Annotated in this window: 14 protein-coding genes; 7 read left to right on the top strand and 7 right to left on the bottom strand. The window is 64.0% G+C overall.

Annotation, left to right across the window (positions count from 1 at the left end):
• Window positions 1-115 precede the first annotated feature (115 nt).
• On the top strand, window positions 116-322 hold the full coding sequence (locus HU772_RS20905) for a hypothetical protein (protein WP_186658995.1): 207 nt from the start codon (window positions 116-118) through the stop codon (window positions 320-322).
• An 87-nt stretch (window positions 323-409) separates the two neighbouring features.
• On the opposite strand, the gene HU772_RS20910 is transcribed toward HU772_RS20905, so the two are convergent.
• Window positions 410-994 carry a YajG family lipoprotein gene (locus HU772_RS20910; RefSeq protein ID WP_186658998.1) on the bottom strand — a complete coding sequence of 195 codons (585 nt, stop codon included), beginning with the start codon at window positions 992-994 and terminating at the stop codon, window positions 410-412.
• Between the two features lie 783 nt (window positions 995-1777).
• Between HU772_RS20910 and mqo the strand changes: the two genes are divergently transcribed.
• Entirely contained in the window at window positions 1778-3283 is a 1506-nt protein-coding gene (gene mqo, locus HU772_RS20915; protein ID WP_186659001.1) for a malate dehydrogenase (quinone), read from the top strand.
• 219 nt (window positions 3284-3502) lie between these two features.
• Here mqo and HU772_RS20920 read toward each other — a convergent pair whose 3' ends face one another.
• The 4 genes from HU772_RS20920 to HU772_RS20935 all read right to left on the bottom strand — a co-directional run bounded on the left by HU772_RS20920 (window position 3503) and on the right by HU772_RS20935 (window position 5429).
• Window positions 3503-3793, bottom strand: a complete 291-nt coding sequence (locus tag HU772_RS20920; protein WP_186659004.1) for a PA4642 family protein — start codon at window positions 3791-3793, stop codon at window positions 3503-3505.
• Between the two features lie 70 nt (window positions 3794-3863).
• Complete coding sequence (locus tag HU772_RS20925; protein ID WP_186659007.1) at window positions 3864-4334, bottom strand: hypothetical protein; 471 nt, start codon at window positions 4332-4334, stop codon at window positions 3864-3866.
• Between the two features lie 61 nt (window positions 4335-4395).
• Complete coding sequence (locus HU772_RS20930; protein WP_186659010.1) at window positions 4396-4869, bottom strand: WbuC family cupin fold metalloprotein; 474 nt, start codon at window positions 4867-4869, stop codon at window positions 4396-4398.
• Window positions 4870-4871: 2 nt separating this feature from the next.
• Window positions 4872-5429 (bottom strand): hypoxanthine-guanine phosphoribosyltransferase, encoded by a 558-nt coding sequence (locus tag HU772_RS20935; protein ID WP_134690078.1) that lies wholly within the window; start codon window positions 5427-5429, stop codon window positions 4872-4874.
• Between the two features lie 165 nt (window positions 5430-5594).
• Here HU772_RS20935 and upp point away from each other — a divergent pair, with 165 nt between their 5' ends.
• Both upp and HU772_RS20945 read left to right on the top strand, forming a co-directional pair.
• A complete protein-coding gene (gene upp / locus HU772_RS20940) occupies window positions 5595-6233 on the top strand; it encodes a uracil phosphoribosyltransferase (protein ID WP_028691132.1) in 639 nt (212 codons plus the stop codon).
• Window positions 6234-6235: 2 nt separating this feature from the next.
• Entirely contained in the window at window positions 6236-7510 is a 1275-nt protein-coding gene (locus tag HU772_RS20945; RefSeq protein ID WP_050703741.1) for a uracil-xanthine permease family protein, read from the top strand.
• A gap of 60 nt (window positions 7511-7570) precedes the next feature.
• On the opposite strand, the gene hemH is transcribed toward HU772_RS20945, so the two are convergent.
• Window positions 7571-8584, bottom strand: coding sequence for a ferrochelatase (gene hemH / locus HU772_RS20950; RefSeq protein ID WP_186659014.1), 1014 nt, complete (start codon window positions 8582-8584; stop codon window positions 7571-7573).
• A gap of 13 nt (window positions 8585-8597) precedes the next feature.
• Window positions 8598-9503, bottom strand: a complete 906-nt coding sequence (locus HU772_RS20955; protein ID WP_186659016.1) for a TIGR01777 family oxidoreductase — start codon at window positions 9501-9503, stop codon at window positions 8598-8600.
• Between the two features lie 188 nt (window positions 9504-9691).
• Here HU772_RS20955 and HU772_RS20960 point away from each other — a divergent pair, with 188 nt between their 5' ends.
• The 3 genes from HU772_RS20960 to HU772_RS20970 all read left to right on the top strand — a co-directional run bounded on the left by HU772_RS20960 (window position 9692) and on the right by HU772_RS20970 (window position 12613).
• Entirely contained in the window at window positions 9692-10678 is a 987-nt protein-coding gene (locus HU772_RS20960) for an NAD(P)/FAD-dependent oxidoreductase (RefSeq protein WP_186659018.1), read from the top strand.
• A 107-nt stretch (window positions 10679-10785) separates the two neighbouring features.
• Complete coding sequence (locus tag HU772_RS20965; protein ID WP_186659021.1) at window positions 10786-11754, top strand: YbgA family protein; 969 nt, start codon at window positions 10786-10788, stop codon at window positions 11752-11754.
• A complete protein-coding gene (locus HU772_RS20970) occupies window positions 11744-12613 on the top strand; it encodes a MerR family transcriptional regulator (protein ID WP_186659023.1) in 870 nt (289 codons plus the stop codon). The genes HU772_RS20965 and HU772_RS20970 overlap by 11 nt, the downstream gene beginning before the upstream one ends.
• The last annotated feature ends 21 nt before the right edge of the window (window positions 12614-12634 follow it).

Here is a 12634-nt window from a genome sequence, read left to right on the forward strand (position 1 = left end):
CCAAGCCCAGGCCCGCCACCGCGACTTTGCGACCAGCTGTCATTTAATTTCATCTGTCACACGCCCGTCATCAAGGCAGGCCACTCTGTCGGCCTTCAACTGATCGGAGCTTGTCATGCTGCACGCCGAAAACCAGGATCGTCTCTACCTCGTTGCCCAGAGCGACGAGCAGCAGGCGTTGATCGATGGTTTCGCCATCAATGTCCAGGACCGTCAGTGGCTGGTCTATTGCGCCCTCGGCGGGCATGCCCACGACGACCTGCCGGAAATCGACCCGCACACCGGGATCAGCCTGCTGGACTTCAATGTGCTGGCGGCCTGAACCGCGCTGCCCGCGAAGACTTAGGTACAGACAACAAAAAACCCGCGGCCTGATCACAGGCGGCGGGTTTTCTTCAGCGCAAAAGCCTTACTCGCCCAGTACCTGACCGACGGTCGGGTCCTTGAACAGGCGGGTCAGGGCATCGCTGAGCACATCGCTCACCAGCTTGGTGTTGGTTTCCTGGTTCGGCGCCATGCCGAAGCGCTGATCCAGGGAGGCACCGTAACGGCCGCTGTAGCGGCGGTTGGCGTTGGACACGTCGGCACGGAAGGTGGCACCGATGGTCGCCTCGGTCACGTACATCTTGTCCTTGGGCGACTGGTACTTGAGCTCGGCCAGGGTCACGGTCAACTGCGGGGCATTGTAGGCGCTGGGCGTCGGGGTGAAGCCAAGCAGACGCACGGCCGCTTCGGCCTGGGCCTGCAGCTTGGGTACCACGTCATTGCCATTGACCGTGATGGTGCTGGTCTCAGGGTACATGCCGCCGCGGGTGCCCAGCGACTGCGAAGCGCGCCCATCGACGACCTTGACCACCACCGGCTGGCCGTGCCCGACCGGGGCCAGCTGCTGGGTAAGCTTGGGTTGCGGGCTGAGTTGCTGCGGGCTGTGGGCACACCCGGCCAGGCTCAGGCTGGCCACCGCGAACAAACCGACCAACAGACGTTGCAACATGCGCGTTTCTCCAGAAAAAGCCGCAAAGGCGCACAGTATACCCAGCGACAAGCGCCAAGCGATAAGCCACAAGAAAAAGCCATCATGACCGCGTGGCCAGCTGTTCCCTTGCATGCCAGGCCCTGGGGTTGCGCCCATGCAAGCCGCCACTGGCAACAATGCATCCCAGCCAGCTGACAAACGCCGTAATAAAAACCCAACAAGTACGCCCTTTCCGCCCGCGACATCGTTATAATCTCCCCCCGATTATAAGGACGTCTCCTGATCGGGCCCCGCATTCGCCGCTTGACCCCGGCACCCTCGACGCTTCGCCCACAGAGAGCCTTCCACTCAGGTCTTGCATTGGCTGTCGCGCCTGCTGTTTCCGGCCTTCTGCTTCGCATGAACCTGCGGGTTGCCATCGCGCAGTCCACTTTTGAGGTTCACGACTCCAAAAGAGCGTGAAAAAACGGTTTTTCACAACTTCACGAGAGTGTGGCGAGCAAATGAACAGTCTGGCATGTGTAAAAGCGGCAGATGTGTCCCGAACAGCCCTGAACAGACGGCAAAAGCGCTCATCCTGGATGGGAGCCTGAGGCCACTCCATAACGCACGACGGATCACTTGACCATAAGTCGAATTGCCGCACCCGTGGCAAACGGCGTTCAATACCTGAACACCCAAGACTGATTGGCGGTGTCCGCGGAAGTTGCAAGAACTGCGAAGAGTCGGACATGGCGATCCTGGCCACCCCAGGGATCCTATGCTGTCAATTAGGTGCTGTAGATTGTGGAGACGCGTTAAATGGCGCAGAACGAATCGGTTGATGTGGTACTGGTAGGCGCAGGCATCATGAGTGCCACCCTGGCCGTACTGCTCAAGGAGCTCGACCCGACCCTCAAGCTGGAGGTCGTCGAGGCGATGGACTCCGGGGCCGCGGAGAGTTCCAACCCCTGGAACAACGCCGGTACCGGCCACGCCGGCCTGTGCGAGCTGAACTATACCCCGCAGGCCGCCGATGGCAGCATCGACATCAAGAAGGCCGTGCACATCAACACCCAGTTCGAGGTTTCCCGCCAGTTCTGGGCATACCTGAGCAAGAAGGGCAGCTTCGGCTCGCCGCGCGCCTTCATCAACCCCGTGCCGCACCTGAGCTACGTCGAAGGTGACAAGGGCGTTTCCTTCCTCAAGAAGCGTTTCGAGATGCTCAAGCAGCATCACGCCTTCGCCGAGATGGAATACACCGAAGACAAGGCCGTGATGAAGGACTGGATGCCGCTGATGATGCCAGGCCGCCCGGCCGACCAGCACATCGCCGCCACCCGTGTGCTCAAGGGCACCGACGTCAACTTCGGCGCCCTGACCAACAAGCTGCTCAAGCTGCTCGGCGACACGCCGAACGCCCAGGTCAAGTACAGCAAGAAGGTCGTCGGCCTGCGCCGCAACGGCAGCGGCTGGACCGTGAGCATCAAGGACGTCAACAGCGGCGGCAGCCGTGAAGTCGACGCCCGCTTCGTCTTCCTCGGTGCCGGCGGCGCCGCCCTGCCGCTGCTGCAGCTGTCCGGCATTCCGGAAAGCAAAGGCTTCGGTGGTTTCCCGGTCAGCGGCCAGTGGCTGCGTTGCGACAACCCGGAAATCGTCAAGCAACACCAGGCCAAGGTCTACAGCCAAGCCGCCGTTGGCGCGCCACCAATGTCGGTACCGCACCTGGATACCCGCGTGGTCGATGGCAAGAAATCGCTGCTGTTCGGGCCTTACGCCGGCTTCACCACCAAGTTCCTCAAGCACGGCTCGTTCATGGACCTGCCACTGTCGGTGCGCATGGGCAACATCGGCCCGATGCTGGCCGTGGCCCGCGACAACATGGACCTGACCAAGTACCTGGTCAGCGAAGTGATGCAGTCGATGGAACAGCGCCTGGAGTCCCTGCGCCGCTTCTACCCCGAGGCCAAGGCCGAGGACTGGCGCCTGGAAGTGGCCGGCCAGCGCGTGCAGATCATCAAGAAGGACCCGAAGAAGGGCGGTATCCTGCAGTTCGGCACCGAGCTGGTCTCGGCTCAGGACGGTAGCCTGGCCGCGCTGCTCGGCGCCTCGCCAGGTGCCTCGGTAACGGTGTCGATCATGCTCGAGCTGATCGAGCGCTGCTTCCCCGAGCAGGCCAAGGGCGCCTGGGCCACCAAGCTCAAGGAGATCTTCCCGGCGCGCGAGAAGACCCTGGCCACCGACGCTGCCCTGTACCACAAGATCAGCGCCGACAACGACGTGGCGCTGGAACTGGTGGAAAGCAGCCCGGCCAAGCACTACGCCTGATCCAGCTGAAACGAAAAAACGCCCCTCGGGGCGTTTTTTTGTACCTGCCTCGCCAGGCTGACCTCCCTCTTGTAGGAGCGGCCTTGTGTCGCGAAAGGGCTGCAAAGCAGCCCCGGCAATGTTACAGGAATGCTGAAATCTGGGGCCGCTTCGCGCCCCTTTCCGGCCGGTCCGACGCCTCGGCAAGGCCGCTCCTACAGGAGAAGCCAAAAGGTGAAATCAGCCGCGGGCCTTGTCGATGATCTCGATGTACTCCGGCGCATTGCGCTGGTCGGCGATTGCCTCGACAAAGGTCTTGCCATGCTCGTCCTTGCCATCGAGGTCATAACCCGCTTCGACGAAGAAGCCCACATAGCGCTCGAAGTCATCGACCCGCAGGCCGCGGTAGCCCTTGATCAGCTTGTGATGGGACGGCGAAGTCAGGCCATCGGCCGGCTCGAACTGCAGGAAGGTCTTGATGTAGTCATCGCTGATCTCGTCACCAATCACTTGTTTCTTGTCTTTACGCATCGCCGACTCCAACTGGGCCATCACGGGTATTTTCGAAGGCCGGCAGTGTACCCTCGCGCGGCGGCGGGCCTCAACGCGTACGTACGGTGCCGGTGTGCAGGTCGGCCCATATATGGCCATTGGCATAGGTGAGGAACTGCACGTAGAGGGTCTCGTTGCGCAGCAGGTCCATGATCACCCGGTAATCGGCCGGCGGGTAGTTGAGGGTCAGGGTGCGGGTCTTGTCGTCGTAGGCCGGTTTCTTCAGGCTCTTGCCGCCTTCACCGTCGAAGTTGATCAGCACCTGGCCGATGGTCGAGCCCTTGCTCAGCGGCTTGCCTTTCAGGCGCATCTGCAGCGAGGCGGTGATCGGGATCGGCTGCTGGTCGGACTGGCGCTGGGCGCCGACCACCACGGTGTAGTCGGTGACTTGCAGCAACTGCTGGCTGGTCGGTGCTTCCTGGCGCAGGGACAGCTCGTCGGGCGGCAGGAACTGGCTGTGCAGCGGGGCAGCGGACAACGGCAGGCTCACCGCCAGCAGCAGGGGGACGATCGCGCGCATGTGAGGCTCCTTGGTATGAGCAGGCACTCTACGCACAGCCTCCCCCATGGGGCAAGCCGGCTCAGTCGAACTGCGCGCGCATCCAGGCCTGGTACTCGGCAACGCCCGGCTCGCCTTCACGCGGGGCCCAGTGGGCATGCTCACCCTCGGCCAAGGGGCGATAGGGCCCGGCCTTGCCCTCGAACAGCACGCTGTCCTGCTCGAGCACCACCAGGCCATGGTAGGTGCCTGGCGCCAGGTCGGCCCCCAGGCAGTCGCCGCCGGCCTGCAGCAGGCGCTTGTCGAGCAGCGCACCCTGATCATCGAAGATCAGCAACCCCAGGCAGCCCTTGAGCACGATCAGCACTTCGGCCTTGTCATCGCTCAGGTGCCGGTGCGGCGGGATGTACGTCGACGGCTGCAGACCAACCGCCAGGCGGTGACAGGGTTCATGCATTTCATGGAAGTTATGGTGGTAACGACCACGAGGGCTTTCGCTGGCGTTCTGCGCCAGCCCGGCGAACAACGACTGATCGAGGAACCCGGGCTGGCGCATGCTCACAGGCCCTTGACCGCGAAGATGCCGTTGGCGTTGCGCCAGTAGCCCTTGTAGTCCATGCCATAGCCGAAGATGTAGCGGTCCACGCAGGACAGGCCGAAGTAGCTGGCCTTCAGGTCCGGGCTGGCCTTGCGGTCGTGGTCCTTGTCGATCAGCACCGCAGTGTGCACCGCGCGGGCGCCGGCGTGCTTGCAGAACTCGATGATGGCGCTGAGGGTGTGGCCTTCGTCGAGGATGTCATCGACGATCAGCACATCGCGGTCAATGAACGACACTTCTGGCTTGGCCTTCCAGAACAACTCGCCGCCGCTGGTCTGGTTGCGGTAGCGGGTGGCGTGGATGTACGAGACTTCCAGCGGGAACTGCAGGTGGGTCAGCAGTTTGCCGGCGAAGATCAGGCCGCCATTCATCACGCAGAACACAACCGGGTTCTTGTCGTGCAGATCAACGCAGATGCGTTTGCCGACCTCGGCGATGGCCACCTCGACCTCGGCTTCGTTATACAGGCAATCAGCCTCGTGCATCACTTGACGGATATGCTCGAGATCGGCGGACATGGCGCGCTCCAGGGGGTGCATTTTGGAAAAGCGGGCAAAGGTACGCATCCGCTCGTCTCAGATCAAGCCTTTATGGACTAACGTGCACAATGACTGCACGACAGCAAAGACTGAATAGATTAATCTAGCGCGGTTTTTTTGCCCGCCTCCCGGAGCCCTCCCCCTATGCCTACTCGTGAGATCCGCCATCCGCTGATCCGCCACAAGCTCGGCCTGATGCGCCGTGCCGATATCAGCACCAAGAATTTTCGCGAACTCGCCCAGGAAGTCGGTGCACTGCTGACCTATGAAGCCACCCAGGATCTGCCGCTCGAGACCTACGAGATCGACGGCTGGTGCGGCAAGGTGCAAGTCGAGAAAATCGCCGGCAAGAAGATCACCGTGGTGCCGATCCTGCGCGCCGGTATCGGCATGCTCGACGGCGTGCTCAGCCTGGTGCCTGGCGCCAAGGTCAGCGCCGTCGGTGTCGCCCGCAACGAGGAAACCCTCGAAGCCCACACCTACCTGGAAAAGCTCGCGCCGGACATCAACCAGCGCCTGGCCCTGATCATCGACCCGATGCTGGCCACCGGCGGCTCGATGGTCGCCACCATCGACCTGCTGAAGAAAGCCGGCTGCAAAGAGATCCGCGCCATGGTCCTGGTCGCCGCCCCCGAAGGCATCGCCGTGGTGGAAAAAGCCCACCCGGACGTGCAGATCTACACCGCCTCGATCGACCAGCGCCTGAACGAGCACGGCTACATCGTGCCGGGCCTGGGTGATGCCGGCGACAAGATCTTCGGCACCAAGCAGAAGGACGCCTGACCATGCAGGACGGCTTCAACGACCCGCTCTGGCGCCAGGTCGTTTCGGGCGCGCAGATGCTCTTCGTGGCATTCGGCGCGCTGGTGCTGATGCCGCTGATCACCGGCCTCGACCCTAACGTGGCCCTGTTCACCGCCGGTATCGGCACCCTGCTGTTCCAGTTGGTCACGGGCCGTCAGGTCCCGGTATTCCTGGCCTCGAGCTTTGCCTTCATTACCCCGATCATTCTCGCCAAAGGCCAGTTCGGCCTGGCCGAGACCATGGGCGGCGTGATGGCGGCCGGCTTCGTGTACACCTTCATGGGCCTGATGGTGAAGATCAAGGGCACCGGCTTCATCGACCGCATGCTGCCGCCGGTGGTGATCGGCCCGGTGATCATCTCCATCGGCCTGGCCATGGCGCCGATCGCCGCCAACATGGCGATGGGCAAGGGCGGCGACGGCGCCGCGCTGATGCCCTACAAGACCGCCATGCTGATCTCCATGCCAGCGTTGCTGACCACCTTGATCGTCGCCGTGTTCGGCAAGGGCATCTTCCGCCTGGTACCGATCATCGCCGGCGTGCTGGTGGGCTTTGCCCTGTCGTTCGCCTTCGGCGTGGTCGACACCGCCAAGATCGCCGCCGCGCCCTGGCTCGAGCTGCCCAACTTCACCGCGCCGGCATTCAACTGGCAAGCCATCCTGTTCATCGTCCCGGTCGCCCTGGCGCCGGCGATCGAGCATATCGGCGGGGTGATCGCGGTCGGCAGCGTAACCGGTCGTGACTACCTGAAGAAGCCCGGCCTGCACCGCACCCTGCTGGGCGACGGCCTGGCGACCACCGCCGCCGGCCTGTTCGGCGGCCCGCCCAACACCACCTACGCCGAAGTGACCGGCGCGGTGATGCTGACCAAGAACTACAACCCGAAGATCATGACCTGGGCGGCGATCTTCGCCATCACCCTGGCCTTCATCGGCAAGTTCGGCGCCCTGCTGCAAAGCATTCCGGTACCGGTGATGGGTGGCATCCTGTGCCTGCTGTTCGGTTCGATCGCGGCGGTGGGCATGAACACCATGATCCGCCATAAGATCGACCTGGCCGAAGCGCGCAACCTGGTGATCGTCTCGGTGACCCTGGTATTCGGTATCGGTGGCGTGCTGATCGGCAGCGGTGACGGCCCGGACGACTGGGGCCTGAAAGGCATCGCGCTGTGCGCGGTGGTGGCCATCGCCCTGAACCTGATCCTGCCGGGCAATGACGGCTGGAAGAACAAGAAGCTGGATGATCAGCTGCCTTGAGTCTTTCTTGAAATCCTGGGGCCGCCTTGCGGCCCCTAGATTCAAAGCCAGGCGAGTTTCTCAAGCCTTCTCGCACATCCCCGCCAACACCTTCACCCACTCCGGGTGATCATTCAGGCACGGCACCAGCACCAGCTCCTTGCCGCCAGCCTCGATGAACTGCTCGCTGCCGCGCATGCCGATCTCCTCGAGGGTTTCGATGCAGTCGGCAACAAATGCCGGGCACATCACCAGCAGCTTCTTTACGCCCGCCTTGCCCAGCTCGTCGAGCCGCGTTTCGGTATAGGGTTCGATCCACTTGGCCCGCCCCAGGCGCGACTGGAACGACACCGACCACTTGCCATCCGCAATACCCATCTTCTGTGCGAAGGCCTTGGCCGTGGCCAGGCACTGGCCGCGATAGCACACCGCGCGCATCTCGGCGCTGGCACCGGCGCAGCAATCGGCGGCCTGGAAATCGTGGTTGCCGGTAGGGTCGAGCTTCTTCAGATGGCGCTCGGGCAAGCCGTGGAAGCTCAGCAGCAGGTGGTCGTAGTCCTGCTCCAGGTAAGGCCGGGCACTGGCGGCCAACGCCTCGATGTAGTCGGGGTGCTCGTAGAACGGCTGAAGAATGCGTGTTTGCAGCGCCAGCTTGCGCTCGGCGATGGTCTGCCTGGCCAGTTCGACCACCGTGGTCACGGTACTGTCGGCGAATTGTGGATAAAGCGGCGCCAGGGTCACCTTGCGCACACCCTGGGCGGCCAGGCGCTCAAGCACCTCCGGCAGCGCCGGTTCACCGTAGCGCATGGCGATTTCCACCGGGCCATGGGGCCAATGGGCGGTCATCGCCTGTTGCAGGCGTCGGGTCAGCACCACCAGCGGCGACCCCTCGTCCCACCAGATCGAGGCGTAGGCGTGGGCCGACTGCTCCGGGCGCTTGATCAGGATCAGCGACACCAGCAGCCGCCGCACCGGCCAGGGCAGGTCGATCACGTACGGGTCCATGAGGAACTGGTTGAGATAACGGCGCACGTCAGCCACCTTCGTTGAGGCCGGCGAACCCAGGTTGACCAGCAGCAGGGCGTGATCGGTCATGCAGCGTCCTATGTCAGAGGCGGCTGGACAAGTCGTCCAGGGCCGATTGCAGATCGTTGAAGCGGAACGTGAAACCCGCCGCCAGCAAGCGTACCGGGCGAGCGCGCTGGCCGCCGAGCAGCAGCGTCGACAGCTCGCCGAGCCCGGCCCTGAGCAACAACGCCGGCATCGGCATGAACGCCGGGCGGCGCAGGGCGCGGCCCAGGCACTTGGCGAACGCGCGGTTGCGCACCGGCTCTGGCGCGCAGGCATTATAGGGACCGCTGGCGTCCTTGTGCTGCACAAGAAAATCAATCAGGGCGATCTGGTCCTCTATATGGATCCAGGGCATCCACTGCCGGCCATCGCCCAACGGCCCGCCCAGCCCCAGTTTGTAAGGCAGGCGCAGGCGCGACAAAAAGCCGCCATCGGCGGCCAGCACCAGCCCGGTGCGTACCAGCACCACACGCATGCCCAAGGCCTGAGCGCGCTGCGCGGTTTCTTCCCAGGCGATGCACAGCTGGCTGGCGAAATCCTCCTTCACCGGCGCAGAAGCCTCGGTGAGTTCGCGCTCGCCGCCATCGCCATACCAACCCACCGCGGAGCCCGACACCAGCACCTGCGGTCGCTGTTCGCGGCGCTCCAGCCAGGCCAGCAGTTGCTCGGTCAGGGTCACCCGACTGGCCCACAAAAGGGTGCGCCGCGCTGCGGTCCAGGGCCGGTCGGCAATCGGCGCGCCGGCCAAATTGACCACCGCGTCCACCGCGTCATCGGCGTCAATGTCGTCCAACCGGACAACGCCGCGCACACCGGCGCCACAGATTTTCGCCACCTCGTCGGGGCGGCGGCTCCACACGGTCAGCCGATGCCCCTGCCCTCGCCACAGCTGGCAGAGGTGTTGGCCGATCAGGCCGGTACCGCCGGTCAGCAATATATGCATGGCTGTGTCCTCACACTTCGCGGCCGTGGTCTATTTTTAAGATCAAGGCACTTTTTTGACCGAACGCTCTCGGATAAACATAGGCCAACCTGCCCTACTCGAGCGGAATAACCTTATACAAAGATTGTGCATTGTACAGGTTTGCCTGGCAGCGTAGGCTGCATACAGCTAGGTTCGAAGAGGCCATCATGACAGTACCTATTGCCATCATCGGTGCCGGAATCGCCGGCCTGTCCGCCGCCCAGGCCCTGCAAAAGGCCGGGCAGACCGTCCATCTATTCGACAAAGGCCACGGCAGTGGCGGCCGCATGGCCAGCAAGCGCAGCGAGGCCGGCGCGCTGGACCTTGGCGCCCAGTACTTCACCGCCCGCGACCGGCGCTTCGTCGAACAAGTGCAGCATTGGGTCGCGGATGGCTGGGCGGCGCAGTGGAAGCCACAGCTGTACAACTACCGCGATGGCGAGCTGACGCCCTCTCCCGATGAACAGGTGCGCTGGGTTGGCGTGCCACGCATGAGCGCCATCACCCGTGGCCTGCTCAAGGACGTCACGGTGAACTTCGGCTGCCGCATCGCCGAGGTGTTCCGCGGCAAGCAGTACTGGCACCTGCAGGACACCGAAGGGTGCAGCCATGGTCCGTTCAGCCGCGTGGTCATCGCCGTGCCGGCACCCCAGGCCACGCCATTGCTGGCCGCCACGCCGAAACTCGCCGCCGTCGCCGCCGGCGTGCAGATGGAGCCGACCTGGGCCATCGCCCTCGGTTTCCAGACCCCGCTAGACACCCCCATGCAAGGTTGCTTCGTGCAGGACAACCCACTCGACTGGCTGGCCCGCAATCGCAGCAAGCCAGGCCGTGACGAACAGCTCGATACCTGGGTGCTGCATGCCACTTCCAGCTGGAGCAAGCAACATATCGACCTGCCCAAAGAAGAAGTGATCGAACAGCTGTGGGGCGAGTTCGCCGAGCTGGTGGGCTGTGTGGTTCCGCCCCCGACTTTTGCCCTCGCCCACCGTTGGCTGTATGCCCGGCCGGCCAGCAATCACGAATGGGGCGCGCTCGCCGATGCCGACCTGGGCCTGTATGCCTGTGGCGACTGGTGCCTGTCCGGTCGGGTCGAAGGGGCATGGCTCAGCGGCCAGGAGGCGGCAAGGCGCCTGCTGGAGCATCTGGAATAGCGCGCCAGCAGACTTATACAAAAAAGTTGCTTTGTATAAGTTTGCACTTGTGCTGGAATTGACTTGTACAACTAGCACCCTCTGTACAAGTCACTCCGGAGACAGCGATGAACGCGCCCCCGCTCGCCCACAAGCCACGCCTGGCCATCAGCGCCTGCCTGACCGGCCAACCGGTGCGCTACAACGCCGGCCACAAAGCCTCGTCCCTGTGCCTCGAACTGCTTGGAGAACATTTCCAGTGGCTGGCACTGTGCCCTGAAATGGCGATAGGGCTTGGCACCCCGCGCGAACCCATCCGCCTGGTCGGCGACCCCGAGCACCCCGCCGTGGTCGGCACGCGCACGGGCGGCACCGATCTGGCCGGGCCGTTGCGCGCCTATGCCGAGCAGATGGCCGAAGAGGCTGACGACATCTGCGGCTATATCTTCATGCAGAAGTCGCCGTCCTGCGGGCTGGAACGGGTCAAGGTCTACCAGGACGACGGTCGCCCGGCGCACCAGGGCGGTCGCGGCGCCTACGCCGCAGCGTTCTGCGCGCGCCGTCCGGACCTGCCGATCGAGGAAGAGGGACGCCTGCACGATCCGGTATTGCGGGAGAACTTCATCGCCCGCGTCTATGCCTACGCCGACTGGCAACAGCTGCTGCGCCAAGGCCTGACCCGCGGCGCGCTGATCCGCTTTCACTCGCGCTACAAGTACCTGCTGATGGCCCACAACCCTGAGGCCTACCGCCGCCTGGGCCGACTGCTCGGCAGCTTGCGCCGCGACGACGACCCCGCGCTGGTCGGCCCGCGCTACTTCACCCAGTTGATGCAGGCCTTGCGCCGCTGCGCCAGCCGCGGCACCCATGGCAATGTGCTGCAGCACCTGAGCGGCTACCTGCGCAACGGTCTCGACCAGGCCGACAAAGCCGAACTGCGACAGATCATCGATCAGTACCAGCACGGCGTAGTGCCCCTGGTCGTACCGCTGACGCTGTTGCGCCACCATCTGCGCAACCATCCCGACCCCTACCTGCTGCAACAGGCCTACCTGCACCCTCACCCACCGGAGCTGGGACTGCGCAATGCCATCTGACGAACTACTGCCCATCGGCGAGGTCGCCCGCCTGACCGGGGTCAACCCCGTCACCCTGCGCGCCTGGGAACGTCGCTATGGTCTGATCAAACCCCAGCGCACGGCCAAGGGGCATCGGCTTTATCCACAGGACCAGGTGCAGCGCGTGCAGGACGTGCTGCGCTGGCTGGAACGCGGCGCGGCAGTGAGCCAGGTGCGCGAGCTGCTGGAACATGCCACAGATGCGCTGACGCCAATCCAAGGCGAGTGGGGCGAACGCATCGAACAATTGATCGATGCCATCGCCCGCCTGGCCCAGCGCCCGCTGGACCAGTTGCTGAACCAGGCGATGGCCCTGTATCCGGCGGTTACCGTCTGCGAGCGCCTGCTCCTGCCCCTGCTCGATGCCCTCGACCTGCGCTGGCGCACGCATTTCGACGCACGCCTGGAGCAAGTGTTCTTCCACACCTGGCTGCGCAGCAAGCTAGGCGCCCGGGTGTACCACGACCATCACTCGCTGGCCGGCCCCTGTGTCCTGCTCGCGCGCACCGACGATGCGCCTTTCGACGCCGACTTCTGGCTCAGCGCCTGGCTGCTCAGCAGCAGTGGCCAGCCCCTGGAGCTCCTCGAATGGGCCGTGGAGCCTCGCCAGTTGCAGCATGCCATCAACCAGTTGCAACCCAGGGCACTGGTGCTGCACCTGGGGCGCCACCCAGACCTGCCCGGACTCGCACGCGCCCTGCATACCGTCGAGATACCGAAACTCCTGGGTGGCGCCACGGTCCGGCTACATGAGGCAGCGCTGAAAGACCTGGCACTGCCCGGCCTGGAGCTGTTCGACACGCCAGCGGCCGCACTGCGCGCGCTCCAGCACTCATGATCTTTCACAGGGCATAAACAG

The organism is Pseudomonas xantholysinigenes (assembly GCF_014268885.2).
In the GTDB taxonomy this organism is placed as follows: domain Bacteria; phylum Pseudomonadota; class Gammaproteobacteria; order Pseudomonadales; family Pseudomonadaceae; genus Aquipseudomonas; species Aquipseudomonas xantholysinigenes.